Annotated in this window: 11 protein-coding genes; 5 read left to right on the top strand and 6 right to left on the bottom strand. The window is 59.9% G+C overall.

Translation table 11 applies throughout. The features are described from left to right. Positions 1 to 58 precede the first annotated feature (58 nt). Positions 59 to 937 (bottom strand): tyrosine-type recombinase/integrase, encoded by an 879-nt coding sequence (locus RGCCGE502_RS14730; protein ID WP_016554964.1) that lies wholly within the window; start codon positions 935 to 937, stop codon positions 59 to 61. A 227-nt stretch (positions 938 to 1164) separates the two neighbouring features. Continuing rightward, entirely contained in the window at positions 1165 to 2823 is a 1659-nt protein-coding gene (locus tag RGCCGE502_RS14725) for an arylsulfatase (RefSeq protein ID WP_016554963.1), read from the bottom strand. A 290-nt stretch (positions 2824 to 3113) separates the two neighbouring features. Here RGCCGE502_RS14725 and denD point away from each other — a divergent pair, with 290 nt between their 5' ends. The 3 genes from denD to RGCCGE502_RS14710 all read left to right on the top strand — a co-directional run bounded on the left by denD (position 3114) and on the right by RGCCGE502_RS14710 (position 6948). Continuing rightward, positions 3114 to 4097, top strand: a complete 984-nt coding sequence (denD, locus tag RGCCGE502_RS14720) for a D-erythronate dehydrogenase (protein ID WP_016554962.1) — start codon at positions 3114 to 3116, stop codon at positions 4095 to 4097. Beyond that, on the top strand, positions 4094 to 4990 hold the full coding sequence (locus RGCCGE502_RS14715; RefSeq protein ID WP_016554961.1) for an NAD(P)-dependent oxidoreductase: 897 nt from the start codon (positions 4094 to 4096) through the stop codon (positions 4988 to 4990). Before denD ends, RGCCGE502_RS14715 begins: the two co-directional genes overlap by 4 nt. A 176-nt stretch (positions 4991 to 5166) precedes the next feature. Next, positions 5167 to 6948, top strand: coding sequence for a putative bifunctional diguanylate cyclase/phosphodiesterase (locus RGCCGE502_RS14710; protein WP_040674630.1), 1782 nt, complete (start codon positions 5167 to 5169; stop codon positions 6946 to 6948). A gap of 13 nt (positions 6949 to 6961) precedes the next feature. Here the strand turns inward: RGCCGE502_RS14710 and RGCCGE502_RS14705 are convergent, their stop codons facing one another. The 4 genes from RGCCGE502_RS14705 to RGCCGE502_RS14690 all read right to left on the bottom strand — a co-directional run bounded on the left by RGCCGE502_RS14705 (position 6962) and on the right by RGCCGE502_RS14690 (position 12277). After that, positions 6962 to 7978, bottom strand: coding sequence for an NAD-dependent epimerase (locus tag RGCCGE502_RS14705; RefSeq protein ID WP_016554959.1), 1017 nt, complete (start codon positions 7976 to 7978; stop codon positions 6962 to 6964). Beyond that, on the bottom strand, positions 7979 to 9295 hold the full coding sequence (locus RGCCGE502_RS14700) for a UDP-glucose dehydrogenase family protein (protein ID WP_016554958.1): 1317 nt from the start codon (positions 9293 to 9295) through the stop codon (positions 7979 to 7981). Between the two features lie 95 nt (positions 9296 to 9390). Next, entirely contained in the window at positions 9391 to 10818 is a 1428-nt protein-coding gene (locus tag RGCCGE502_RS14695) for a mannose-1-phosphate guanylyltransferase/mannose-6-phosphate isomerase (protein ID WP_016554957.1), read from the bottom strand. Positions 10819 to 10852: 34 nt separating this feature from the next. Next, the gene (locus RGCCGE502_RS14690) at positions 10853 to 12277 is read right to left on the bottom strand and encodes a phosphomannomutase (protein ID WP_016554956.1); all 1425 of its coding nucleotides are present in this window, start codon (positions 12275 to 12277) and stop codon (positions 10853 to 10855) included. Positions 12278 to 12427: 150 nt separating this feature from the next. Here RGCCGE502_RS14690 and ung point away from each other — a divergent pair, with 150 nt between their 5' ends. Continuing rightward, on the top strand, positions 12428 to 13126 hold the full coding sequence (gene ung / locus RGCCGE502_RS14685; RefSeq protein ID WP_016554955.1) for a uracil-DNA glycosylase: 699 nt from the start codon (positions 12428 to 12430) through the stop codon (positions 13124 to 13126). Between the two features lie 139 nt (positions 13127 to 13265). Then, complete coding sequence (locus tag RGCCGE502_RS14680) at positions 13266 to 14198, top strand: VOC family protein (RefSeq protein WP_016554954.1); 933 nt, start codon at positions 13266 to 13268, stop codon at positions 14196 to 14198. The last annotated feature ends 3 nt before the right edge of the window (positions 14199 to 14201 follow it).

Raw genomic sequence — 14201 nt, 5'->3', positions numbered from 1 at the left:
GGCGATTTCGGTTCACTGCTTTTGTTTGCAGAAGGTAGTATTTGAAAGGTTGCCCGTTTCAATGGAGGTGACCTATGCCTAGAAGCAGTGGTGACAGTGGCACCTCGTGCCGTTCGCCTGCTTTCATGCGCTCCGCGGGGACTGTCCATAGTCTTCTTTCGAAGTCGATTTCCTCCCATCGAGCCCCCAAGGCCTCGCCGCTGCGGGCCGCAGTAAGGATAAGAAACTCAAGCGCTAGCGGGGCAATGCCGGGCGACAGACGCAACTTCTCGATAAAGGCGGGTACATCCTCATAGGGCATTGCGCGATGGTGACGGGCGCGCGTCGTCAGCTTTTGTCGCTTCGGCAGGATGGCGTCCAGCCCATTCTTCCATTGCGCCGGGTTCTTGCCTTCCGGCCGCCAGCCCTTTCCTTCAGCAAAGGCGAGAACGCGCTCGATGCGTCCTCGTAGACGCGAGGCAGTTTCAGCCTTCGTCGTCCACACCGGCTTCAACACCTTAAGCACTTCAGTAGTCCCAATCTCGTCTACCTTCTTGTCAAGGATTGCAGAGCAGTAGGCTTTGCCGAGCGTCATCTTCCACTGTGCCTTGTGCTTGCCATTGCGCCATACGGCGAGCCTCTGCGCATCAAGGTAGCATTCGACGGCCACGGCAAACGTCGGAGCGCCTTCCCTCCGGCTCTCGACCAGTGGATTGAGCCCCCTAGCAATCTGCTTGCGACACCCCTCTGCCTTGTCGCGTGCATCCGCAAGGGATACGGCAGGATAAGCGCCGAGCCCCATGACGGTACGCTTCCCGCTCTCCTTCCACATGAAAATCCATGACCGGCTACCGCTCTCGGAAATCTGTAAGGCGAGGCCGCCGCCGTCCCCGTGACGGCCGGGTCGGGTTTCGTTCTTAACCCCCGTCGCGGAGAGCTTGTTCGTAGTTCGCGCCATTTCGCTTGCACCTTTACTTGCACCTTCGAGATGCAATTATATGCGATTGACTACGACAATGTAAGAGTGGCATCTCGTAGAAAACGTAGAAAATGCAGTAGCTTAGCTACGGTCTGCAACGGTCTGCAATCACAAAAAAGCGGAGCATTGCTCCGCCTTTCCTGCTTCTGGCTAATATTCGCCAGCAGTCAGCTGACCGCCCGCCCTCAACCGTTTTCAGTTCTTGCCTAGCCGCCGGACTCCTTCAGTTTTGCCAGCACTTGGTCGAGCGAGAAGCTGCCAGGCTTCTGTCGCGGCGGGAAGTCGGCATAGGTTTGCAGGTGCTGAGCAACGAACGCCTGTGCCGGGCCAAGTGCGAACAGGCGTTCGGCACGCCACTTGATGTATTCGCCCGAGTCGCGGTCAGCCATCTCGAAAGGGTCGGCGCGAAGATCGAACAGTTTGGGAAGGCGAAGCGGCACCAGTGGGTCCTGCCAGACATCCAGACCTTCCGCTCGCTGTTCCAGGAAGACGAGCTTCCACCGGTCGTAGCGCAAGGCGGCTAGATTGCCTTCATCGGTCCAATAGTAAAACTCCTGACGCGGGCCGGGGCCGGTGCCGGCCAGCAGATCGTGCTGGTCGTAGCCGTCGAGATGGACCTTGAACGTCTTGCCCGCCGCGTCATAACCGGTCAGCAGTTTCTCCTTGACGCCCGGCTCGCCGGCCGCCGCCACCAGCGTGGGGACCCAGTCCTCATGCGACACGATGTCGTTGATCTCGGTGCCCGGTTTGACAACCCCGGGCCAGCGGATCATGCCGGGAACTCGGTAGCCACCTTCCCAGTTTGTGTTCTTCTCCCCGCGGAATGGCGTCGTGCCGCCGTCGGGCCAACCGAAGACTTCGGCGCCGTTATCGGTGGTCCACAGGACGATGGTGTTGTCGGCGATGCCGAGGTCGTCGAGTTGTTTGAGAAGCTGGCCGATATAGCCGTCGAGCTCGACCATTCCGTCAGCCTCGACTCCCAGGCCGGTCTTGCCTTTCGACGCCGCCTTGAGGTGGGTGAAGATGTGCATGCGGGTCGTGTTGAACCAGCAGAAGAACGGTTTGTTGGCCTTGGCATTCTTATCGATGAAGCTCATCGCAGCGCCGAGGAATTCCTCGTCGACGGTTTCCATGCGCTTGGTGTCGAGTGGGCCGGTGTTCTCAATCTTCTGCTTGCCGACCTTTCCAAAGCGTGGGTCCTCGGTGGGATCGTCGGTGTCAGTCGCGACACTCTTAAGCACGCCACGCGGCCCGAACTTTGCGAAGAATGCCGGATCCTTCGGATAGTCGGGGTTTTCCGGTTCATCCTCGGCGTTGAGGTGGTAGAGATTGCCGAAGAACTCGTCGAAGCCGTGTACAGTCGGCAGAAACTCGTTGCGGTCCCCAAGATGGTTCTTGCCGAACTGGCCGGTGGCGTAGCCCTGCGGCTTGAGCAACTCAGCAAGCGTCGGGTCCTTCTCGGATAGTCCTTCCTTGGCGCCGGGCAGGCCGACCTTGAGCAGGCCGGTGCGGAGGCCGCTCTGCCCGGTGATGAAGGCGGCGCGTCCGGCTGTGCAGGATTGTTGGGCATAGAGGTCGGTGAAGATCGCACCCTCCTTGGCGATGCGATCGATGTTGGGTGTGCGATAGCCCATCATGCCACGGTTGTAGGCGCTTATGTTCCAATAACCGATATCGTCGCCGAAGATGACGAGGATATTCGGCTTGCCACTGGCCTGCTGCGCCGACGCGGTTCCGACGCTCTGCGTCGTCGAGAGCGCAGTCGTGGCTGCCACCAGAGCTGTGCCGCCGAGCAAGACCTGACGCCGGCTAATGCCCTCAGGAACTTTTGCGTTTGTATTCGCTGAATCGTCTGTCGTATTCATGGGTTCCTCCTTCCGACATGATCTCGATTTGTCTGAGTGCGTCCCTCGACGCGATGGGCATGCTCGCAGCAGAGCGCCGTGCGGCGTCGTTCGACCTACTCCCGGCCGAGCGGTTGCGATGACGGAGTATGCGCCTATCCACGGGTGCGCGGAAGAGTACATAAAACGCCGTTCAACGCGGAGCATTGCGCCGCCTTTCCTGTTTTCATTGGCCGGCCATAGGGCTATGTCTCGAAGGGCATGCAGGGGCGAGGGGAGTCGCACGCTGCAACGTTTGACGGAGGCGGCCAATGCATATTGCGATTATCGGCGCAGCGGGAATGATCGGTCGAAAGTTGACTGCGCGGCTTGTCGCGGACGGCCGGTTAGCAGGCCAGTCGATCAATCGGCTATCTCTTGTTGATGTCGTCATGCCCGCCGTCCCTCAAGGGTTCGGCGGACGTGTCGAGACCAGCGCGATAGACGTTTCTGCTCCGGGGCAAGCGGCGCGAATTATCGCCTCGCGACCGGATGTGGTGTTTCATCTCGCCGCGATCGTGTCTGGCGAGGCCGAGCTGGATTTCGAGAAAGGTTACGGCATCAATCTCGAAGGCACGCGTGCACTTCTTGAAGCGATCCGGGCGGCACATCTTCAGGACGGCTATCGACCCTGCGTCGTTTTCACCTCGTCCATCGCGGTCTTCGGCGCACCATTGCCCCAGGTGATCCCTGACGATTTCAATCTCACACCGTTGACGAGCTATGGCACGCAGAAGGCGATGGGCGAATTGCTCCTGGCAGATTATACGCGCCGGGGCTTCATCGACGGCATCGGCATCCGTTTGCCGACGATCTGCGTCCGTCCCGGTAAACCGAATAAAGCTGCCTCCGGCTTCTTCTCCGGCATCGTGCGCGAACCACTGGCCGGGCAGGAGGCAATCCTGCCGGTGCCGGAAACCGTTCGCCATTGGCACGCGTCGCCCCGTTCGGCCGTCGGCTTTCTCATCCATGCCGCCAGTATCGATCTCGAGCCACTTGGCGCCCGCCGCAGCCTGACGATGCCAGGCGTAAGTGCGACGGTCGGGGAGCAGATTGAGGCGTTGCGCAAGATCGCAGGAGAGAAGGCCGTCAGTCTGATCCGGCGCGAACCCGATGAGCTGGTCATGAAGATCGTGTCCGGGTGGCCGCAGGCATTCGAGGCCGAGCGCGCGAGAAAGTTGGGTTTCGTCGCCGATGCTTCTTTCGACGACATTGTTCGCGTGCATATAGAGGATGAACTGGGAGGACGGCTATGACGACCATCAAATCGCGCAGCATCGCATTTCTGGGGACAGGGCTGATGGGCGCACCGATGGCTCGCCGCCTGCTCCACGCCGGCTTTGCCGTCACGGTCTGGAATCGCAATCATGCCAAGGCGCAGGAGCTTGCCGGGGACGGTGCAGTGGTTGCCGATACGCCAGCTGCTGCGGTCGAGGGAGCATCGGTGGTTTTCACGATGCTCACTGACGGAACGGCAGTAGAGGACGTATTGTTCAAGCAAGGCGCCGCAGAGGCGCTCGATACCGGCGCGGTCGTCATCGACTCCAGTTCCATTGCCCCGGATGCGGCGCGAGAGCATTCCTCAAAACTCGCCGAGCGTGGCATTGCACATCTCGATGCGCCGGTGTCGGGCGGTGTGGTCGGCGCGGCAGCCGGTACGCTTGCGATCATGGCAGGCGGCGACGCCAAATTGATTGAAGAGCTGGCGGACGTCTTCGCGCCGCTTGGCCGCGTTACGCACGTTGGACCGAGCGGTTGCGGGCAGCTCGCGAAGCTTGGGAACCAGCAGATCGTTGCCATAACGATCGGCGCCGTTGCCGAGGCTATGTTGCTCGTCGAGGCGGGGGGCGGGTCGCGCGAGGCATTCCGCCGCGCGATCCGGGGCGGTTTTGCCGAAAGCCGAATCCTGGATGTTCACGGTCAGCGAATGGTTGATCGCGATTTTGGAACAGCAGGTCCCTCCAAACTGCAACTCAAGGATCTGAACAACATAGTCGCGACAGCCGAGAGTCTCGCTCTAGCCCTGCCGTTGACGCAAGCGGTGCGTGCAGAGTTTGCGGAGTTCGTCGGACGTGGCGGCGGCGAAACCGATCATAGCGGCCTGCTGTTGCAGCTCGAAGAAAAGAATTTCCGTTCCTCAAAAGGCTGAATTGCCTAACCTGCTGGATCTCTGCCAAGATCGAGTGCCGCTACAATTGTTGATGGATTTTTAGTGCATCCTAATTAATCTCTCGCCAAAAGGTTGGTTCTGCCCGCATAATGAGATTCCTCGCACGAGGACCGATACCCTACTGTTACTCAAAGCTGCATGAGGCTTGAACGGCATTGGCATCGAGCAGTCCCACACGGTCCGAACGAGAGTTCCAGGACATCTTGCGGCGCCTTGAGCTTGCGCTCGATGCGTCCCAGATCGGTGTGTGGGAGCACAACCTAGCTCAGAATGAGATCGCGTGGGACGTCCAGATGCACCGGTTGTATCAGACCGGCCGAGGCAGTGGTCAGGTCCCGACGGCAGTCTGGTCGGATGCAATTCACCCCGATGATCGCGAGCGTGCCGAACTGGAATTCGAGGAAGCGACTGCGAGGCGTGGTCTATATAATTCAGAGTTCCGGATCGTCTGGCCGAACGGTGAGATACGACACATCCGCTCGCGAGCCCATTTCTATGTGAACGAGGAAGGATCCCCATTCTTCATCGGTGCCGAATGGGACGTTACTGGAGACGTCCTACTCGCGAAGGAGGCTGCTCGTCAGCGCACCGTCGCCGAGGCGCGTGCGTTGGCCCTAGAGGAGAGCAATGCACGCATCGAACATGCAGCGGAACACGACTACCTGACGGGTCTTCCCAACCGCCGTCTTTTCGACAAGCGTCTGGCGGAACTGGCGGAGGATGCCTCGGTCTCCACGCTTGCCGTCCTGCATCTCGACCTCGATGAGTTCAAGCAGATTAACGACAGTCATGGCCATGTCGCGGGCGACACCGTGTTGCGCGCCGCAGCCTTGCGGATCGAGACTGCTATTCCGAAGGCGGCCATGGCGGCGCGTATCGGCGGAGATGAATTCGTCATCCTGCTCGTCAATTTCGGCGGGTTGACGGAACTAAACCGGATGGCGCGCGAAGTGCAGCGGCGCCTGAAGAAGAAGATTCGCTTCGGCCACGAGATGTTGCAATCCGCAGTTTCAATCGGCATTTCATGGTCGTCGGATCGCTCAGGCTCCAATCTCCTCGCAGAGTCGGACATCGCGCTCTATCAGGCAAAAACATCAGGGCGCGACCGCATCGAGTTCTTCTCGCAGCAGCTCAAAGACGATCTGATGGGCAAGCGGCGTCTTGCCGAAGAGTTGAAGCTCGCGCTGGAACAGGGCGACATCATTCCATTCTACCAACCGCAGCTCGATGCCAACACCCGGGAGATCGTCGGCATCGAGGCATTGGCGCGTTGGCATCATAGCGAACGCGGCACTCTCTCTCCCGGCATATTTCTGAAAATCGCCGACGAGTTCGGCTTGTCCTCCGAAATCGATGCTTCGATCCTGCGACGTGTGCTCGCGGACCGTCGGACCTGGGAGCAGCACGGCACGACCCTGCCACGGATTTCGGTCAATATTTCGGGACAGCGCCTCTATGATCCCCAATTGATAAAGGATCTCGAAACGCTGGAGGTACCGGAAGGGGCTTTGGTTTTCGAGCTCGTCGAGACGATCTTTCTGGATGATTGCGACGATGAACTGCTGCAGGCTGTCGATCGCATCAAGCAAATGGGTATCGAAATCGAGATCGATGATTTCGGCTCGGGCCACGCGTCGCTGATCGGCCTCGTGCGGCTGCGACCGGCCCGGCTGAAGATCGATCGGCAGCTGGTCAGCGAGGTGGATACTTCGTCCGAGCAACGCCGCGTCGTCAAGTCGATCGTCGAAATCGGCAAGGCACTCGGCGTCGACGTGATTGCGGAAGGCGTCGAGACTGAAAATCATGCCGTGACGCTCGCCAAGCTCGGCTGTCACACGTTGCAAGGCTTCGCGCTCGGCCATCCGCTGCCGGCGTCCGAGATCGATGGGATTTTCGCATCGAAAAAGGAGGCGCTGGCCGCCAACCTCCGCCGGTAGACGGACGGTAGGTCTACGGCTCGAGCTCGCCGCGTGCTTCCAGATACCAGTCGACGAAAGCCTTGACGCCGACATCCAGTGTTGTCTCAGGCTTGTAGCCGGTCAGCGCCAGCAACAGGTCGGGGCTGGCAAAGGTGCGCGGCACGTCACCCTTCTGCATCGGCAGCATCTTGCGCTTGGCCGGTTGGCCGAGTGCCCTTTCGACGGTCTCGACAAAGGTCATCAGGTTTTCGGGCTGACCGCCGCCGATGTTGACGACGCGGAACGGCGCCTGATGTGAGAGCGTCTCCATCCGTTCGTCTGCCACGCGATTGGCTTCCGAGGGAGCGACGGAAGAGAGCCGGAGGATCGCCTCCACGAGATCATCGATATAGGTGAAGTCGCGGCTCATCCTGCCTTCGCCGTAGATCTCGATCGGCTGGTCTTCCAGCATGTTCTTCACGAACTTGAAGAGGGCCATGTCGGGACGTCCCCAGGGGCCGTAGACAGTGAAAAAGCGGAAGGCGGTCGTCGGGATCTTGTGGAGATGGGCATAGCTGTGCGCCATCAATTCCATCGATTTTTTCGTCGCTGCGTAGAAGGTCAGCGGTTCATCCGCACGGTCTGTCTCGCGAAATGGAACGGTCGGATTGGCGCCATAGATGGACGAGGTCGATGCCAGCATCAGATGGCTGACACCGACATCCTTGGCAATCTCCAGGATGTTCCAGGAGCCTTCCAGATTTGATGTCAGGTAAGCGCGCGGGTTTTCCAGGCTGTAGCGCACACCGGCCTGTGCTGCGAGATGGACCAGCACATCGGGCCTTGCGTCTACGACGGCACCTTCCAGGGCTTTGCGGTCTTCCAGCATCGCCGTCACCGGGCGGAAGGCAGGAAACTGCGCCAGGGCGGCATTGCGCATGTGCTTGAGCTTGATGTTATAGTAGTGCGTCATGCCATCGAAGCCGATGACTTCGTGGCCTTCCTGCAGCAGGCGGCGGGCGAGATGAAAACCGATGAAGCCTGCGGTGCCGGTGATGAAGTAACGCATCTACTTCTTCTCGTTCTTCTTTCCGACTGCAAAGTAGCTGAAGCCATGCTTGGTCACTTCGGCGACCGGGTAGACGTTGCGCAGGTCGACGACAACAGGGGTTCTCACCATAGACTTCAGCCGCTTGAAATCGAGCGCCCGGAACTCGTCCCATTCCGTGACGATGACGATGGCGTCGGCACCGTCGGCAATGTCGTATGGGTCCTTGCCGTAGGTGATCGGGCCGATGACTTCCTTCGCCATCTCCATGCCTTCCGGGTCGAAGGCGTGAACCTTGGCGCCACCGTCCAGCAGCGCCTGGATGATGGTGATCGACGGTGCGTCACGCATGTCGTCGGTATTCGGCTTGAAGGTCAGGCCGAGGATGGCGATCTTCTTGCCCCGAACATTGCCGTCGCAGGCTGCGATGACCTTGCGGCCCATGGCGCGCTTGCGGTTGTCATTGATTGCGACCGTGGTTTCGATCAGGCGAACCGGGCTGTCGTGATCCTGTGCGGTCTTGACCAGTGCCAGCGTATCCTTGGGGAAGCATGAGCCGCCGTAGCCGGGGCCGGCATGCAGAAACTTGTCGCCGATTCGCTTGTCCATCCCGATGCCCTTGGCGACCTTCTGCACATCGGCGCCGAGCTGCTCGCAAAGGTCAGCGATCTCGTTGATGAAGGTGATCTTCATCGCGAGGAAGGCGTTGGCGGCGTACTTGATGAGCTCAGAGGTGCGGCGTTCGCAGAAATAAAGCGGCGCTTCGTTGAGGTAGAGCGGGCGATAGACCTCACGCATGACTTCCACGGCGCGCGGCTCTTCAGTGCCGATGACGATGCGATCCGGGCGCTTGAAGTCCGTGATCGCCGCGCCCTCGCGCAGGAATTCGGGGTTGGAGACGACCGCAATATCCTTCTCCGGGAACTCGTCGCGGAAAATGCGCTCGATTTCATCACCGGTGCCGACAGGAACAGTGGACTTGGTGACGATAACGGTAAACCCGGAAACGGCTGCCGCGATCTCGCGGGCCGCCGCATAGACATAGCTCAGGTCGGCGTGGCCATCGCCGCGGCGCGAGGGCGTTCCGACGGCGATGAAGACGACATCCGCCTCGGCAACCGGAGACGCCAGATCCTTGGAAAAGTCCAGGCGACCGGAGGTCCGGTTATGCTCGATAATGGCATCGAGACCGGGTTCAAAGATAGGGACTTGGCCGGCTTCCAGCGCGTCGATCTTCGCGGCTGACTTGTCGACGCATGTGACATGATGGCCGAAATCGGCAAGGCAGGCACCGGAGACAAGGCCGACATAGCCCGAGCCAATCATCACAATACGCATGGATTCATTCCCTGAGACAGCGATCGCGGCCCGGCCGGTTGGCGGAGCCGCGATGGTGTTACAGGGGGAAGTTTATAAGTTCAAGACAACAGTGATCAGCTGCGGCCGAACTCGTCGACGATACGGATGATATCGTCTTCGCCGAGATAGGATCCGGTCTGCACTTCGATCAGTTCGAGCATGATCTTGCCTGGGTTGGCCAAGCGATGGATTTCGCCGAGCGGGATGTAGACGGATTCGTTCTCTCTCAGCATCTGCACGTTCTCGCCGATGGTCACCTCGGCCGTGCCCTTTACGACGATCCAATGCTCGGAGCGGTGGTGGTGCTTCTGTAGCGACAGTTTCTTGCCCGGCGTGACGAAGATGCGCTTCACCTGGAAGCGGTCGCCGTTCAGCACTGAGGTATAGCCGCCCCAGGGCCGGTAGGAGGTGGGGTGGGTCTCGGTCAGCTGCGATGTCGTGGGGGCGGCGGCGAGCATCTTCACAAGGTTCCCGACGTCCTGGCTGTCCTGCAGTCGGCCGACATACACGGCGTCCTCGCTGGCGATGACAGCGATATCGTCCATGCCCTGGACGGCGAGGTGTACACCATGTGTCATGATCAGCGAGTTCTTGGTGTTGACGACCGTCGTATTGCCGGCTGCCACATTGCCATATTCGTCGCGGCTACCGCTCTTCCAGACGGAATCCCAGCTGCCGAGATCGGACCACTTGAAAGGCGAAGGGACGACGGCTGCGTTGCTCGTCTTCTCCATGATCGCGTAGTCGATCGAGATGTTCGGGGCAGCGGAGAACGCTGCCTTGTCGAGGCGGATGAAGTCGAGATCTCTGACGCTCTTTGCGAGCGAGTCGGCTGCTGCCTTCAACACCGGCGCAGCGTAGGTGCGCATTTCGGCGAGCAGACGCGAAACCGAAAACATGAACATGCCGGAATTCCAATAGAAACCGCCAGCGGCGAGCATTTCTTCTGCATTGGCGAGTGGCGGCTTTTCGATGAAACGCGCCACCACCCGAGCACCCGAAGGAAGCTGCTCCCCACCCTCGATGTAGCCGTAGCCCGTTGCCGGCTCGGTCGGCTGTATTCCGAAAGTTGCCAGCTTTCCCTCGGCCGCCGTGGCGGCAGCAATGTTGACACAGCCAAAATAGGTGTCGTCGGCAACGATTTCGTAGTCGGAGCCGAGCACGTGCATAACGGTGTCCTCGTCAAAACGGTCGCGTACCAGCGTGGCAGCGGCGGCGACCGCAGCGGCGGTATTGCGGGCAACCGGTTCGAGCAGGATGGCGGCGAGGTCGATGTCCAGCTCACGCGCTTGCTCGGCGACGAGAAAGCGGAATTCTTCGTTGGTAAGAACGACGGGCGCTTCGTAGAGCGCAGGATCGGATACGCGCCGCAGCGTTTCCTGAAAAAGTGTCTTGTCGCCAACGAAACGGATGAACTGCTTCGGCGCGGCAGCGCGTGATAGTGGCCAAAGCCGAGTACCTTTGCCGCCTGCCATGATCACTGGAACGATCTTTTTGGTCATCTCTAATATCCTTGACTATCTCTTGCTTGGTCGATCAGTTCGTCTTGGCCCACCAGCGGATGCGTTGCAGTCCGGCACCGAGCAACGCCGCGGCGGCGGCTTCGCCTTCCGCTTCAACGTAGCAGCGCATTTCCGGAGCATTGCCGGAGGGACGGAAATGAATGATGCGCCGGTCCTTTAGCGTGACACGCAGCCCGTCGATATCGCTGACGCTGTCGACTTTGCCGATCGGCTCCAGAAACGCCGCGAGGTTGGAGGACCCGGAACGGAGATGCGCCATCAGACGGGCACTTGTCTCAACCGGAAAGTCTTCGAGACGGTCAGCCATGGCAAATGGCAGCCGGTAGGAAGCAGCGATGACCGAAAGCGGCTGCCGTCTGGATGCTGCAAGAAAGAGCGTCGCCAAGATGGGCACGAAGCAATCGCGCGTCGGAAGCGCGCGCAGCGTGTGGCCGTTGATGTCGAAGTCGCTCGCGGTCAGCACGCCTCCATTTGCCTCGAAGCCCGCGACATGGTTCTGGCCCGATGCGATTGCCTCCTGCATGCCCGATATCACAAACGGGGAACCGACGCGGGTGCGAATGACGCTGAAGCTCCCGGCAGCTTCGATCCCCGAATTCGACGTAACCGGGGTAACCACCGATGTCGCGCCGAGGAAGTTTGTGGCGATCAATCCGAGAAGGTCACCGCGCAGCGGGGTGCCGGTCTCGTCCGTCACTAGCGGACGATCCCCGTCGCCATCAGCCGAGACGATTGCGTCGAGGCCATGTTGTCTGGCGGCATCCGTCAGTTTGGCAATCGTTTCTTCGGAAACGGCTTCGGTGTCGACAGGAATGAATGTTTCCGACCGGCCGAAGGGCACGGCAGTCGCACCGAAATGCTTCAAGAGATCCACGAGCAGGTCGCGGGCGACCGTGCTATGCTGGTAGACGCCGACCTTGAGGCCAGCAAGCGCGCTCGCAGGAAGAATATTGGCATTCCGTTCGCGGAAGGCCGCCAGGCATTCGGACGAAACCTCGTGCGGACGTGTGCCGCGGGGCGCAAACGCAAAGCCGGTACGATCGAGTTCTGTTGCCAAAGCGGTGATTGCCGCCTCGTCTGCTTTGTCGATCTCGCCGTCCGGTCGATAGAATTTGATGCCGTTACGATCAGCAGGTATGTGTGAACCCGTCACCATCAGACAGGCGGTCTTTTCCTGGAGACCATAAAGCGCAAGGGCTGGCGTCGGCACTGTGCCGCAGTCCTGGACATCGAAGCCGAGGCTGACAAGGGCATCAGTGCAGTTGGCCGCGATTTCTGGACTCGAATCTCTGTAGTCCCGGCCGATCAGGATGGCGTCGCCCGCGCGCGCCAGTCCGCTGTCGAGCAGGTAGCGTCCGAACGCGGTGGCATAAAGGGCAGAAGCGCGACCCTTGAGGTCGGCAGACAGGCCGCGAAGTCCACTTGTTCCGAATTTCATCTTGAAAGATTCCCGACGCGCTTGAATTCACCTGCGATTTGAACGCAATCTACCCCGCATTTGTAAATATTGCCGACGGCGAACAATAAAATCTCCGCCAATTCCCGCCTTGAGGCAAGCCGAAAGCGTGCGAGCGGATAAGGACTGCTCATGGATGAACAATCGATCGCACTGGAGGAGAGCTGGAAGAACGCTCTCGCTGGTGAATTCTCCAGCCCCTACATGCAGCAGCTAAAGGCGTTCCTCGTCGCCCAGAAGCAGGGAGGCAAGCGGATCTTTCCGAAGGGGTCGGAGTACTTCCGCGCTCTTGACCTCACGCCACTGGCGGACGTCAAGGTGGTTATCCTCGGACAGGACCCTTATCATGGGCTCGGGCAAGCGCATGGCCTTTGCTTCAGCGTTCGACCGGGGGTTCGAATTCCGCCCTCACTCGTCAATATTTACAAGGAAATGCAGAGCGACCTGGGAGTTCAGCCGGCTCGGCATGGATTTCTGGAACATTGGGCGCGGCAGGGCGTGCTGTTGTTAAACAGCGTGCTGACAGTCGAGGAGGCTCAGGCTGCCTCGCACCAGGGCAAGGGGTGGGAGCGCTTCACCGACGCGGTCATTCGCAAGGTCAACGACGAATGCGATGCCGTGGTCTTCATGCTTTGGGGCTCCTATGCGCAAAGGAAGGCCGCCTTCGTGGATACGTCGCGTCATCTGGTGTTGAAGGCGCCGCATCCGTCGCCGCTTTCCGCGCATAACGGCTTCTTTGGTTGTGGCCATTTCTCCAAGGCTAATGCCTTCTTGCAGGCGCGCGGCCGGGCGCCGATCGACTGGCAGTTGCCTACCGCTCCGCATCCGTAGGCTCTTTCTGAACGAGCTTGCTTTGTCGTTCACTAAAAGGAGACAATGCGTTCTGGTCGTCGGGGCTATTCCGATCGACCCTTAGCGATCATCTATACCCCATCCGAAGCCCGCGAGGCGGGCAAGAAAGGGGTCTCAAATGCTCGATCAAATCAAGGGTCTGCACCACGTCACATCGATGGCGGAGGATGCCCGCACCAACAACCAGTTTTTCACCAATGCGCTCGGTCTGCGTCGCGTCAAGAAGACCGTGAACTTCGACGCGCCTGACGTCTATCACCTCTACTATGGTGACGAGACCGGCGCACCAGGTACGATCATGACGTACTTCCCATTCCCGAAGATGCCGCAAGGACGTCCGGGAACCGGTGAGGTCGGGACCACTGTTTTCTCGGTCCCCCAGGGTTCGCTCGGTTTCTGGAGCGATCGTTTGAACAAATTGAATGTCACCGGCCTGAAGACCGAGGAAACATTCGGCGAAAAGCGCCTGAACTTTGGCGGTCCCGATGGCGACGGCTTTGCACTGGTTGAAGTCAAGGAAGACGATCGTCTGCCCTGGACGCACGGCGGCATCAGCGAGGACCACGCGATCCGCGGGTTTCACTCGGTTGCCATGCGACTGCGCGATGACGGCGCCACGTCCGAGCTGCTTAGATTCATGGGCTACGAAGTCCAGGAAGAGCGCGACGGCGTGAAGCGCCTGACCATCCCCGGCGGAAACGGTGCCCATCTCGTTGACCTGGAAACCATGCCGAACCTCTCTCGGGCACTGCCGGGCGCGGGTTCGGTGCACCATGTCGCTTTCGCCGTGGAGAACCGCGAGAAGCAGCTCGAAGTGCGCAAGGCGCTGATGGATACGGGATATCAGGTTACGCCTGTCATCGATCGCGACTACTTCTGGGCGATCTACTTCCGCACCCCAGGTGGCATCTTGTTTGAGATTGCGACCAACGAACCCGGCTTCAACCGTGACGAGGACACGGCGCATCTCGGCGAAGCACTGAAACTGCCGCAGCAACATCAGCACATGCGCGCCCTTATCGAGCAGCACCTGCAGCCGTTGGAAGCATAAGGG

This window comes from Rhizobium grahamii CCGE 502, from assembly GCF_000298315.2.
GTDB lineage: Bacteria > Pseudomonadota > Alphaproteobacteria > Rhizobiales > Rhizobiaceae > Rhizobium > Rhizobium grahamii.
Note: the sequence above shows the minus strand (reverse complement) of the source record. Positions and strands in the feature narration are given on the sequence as shown.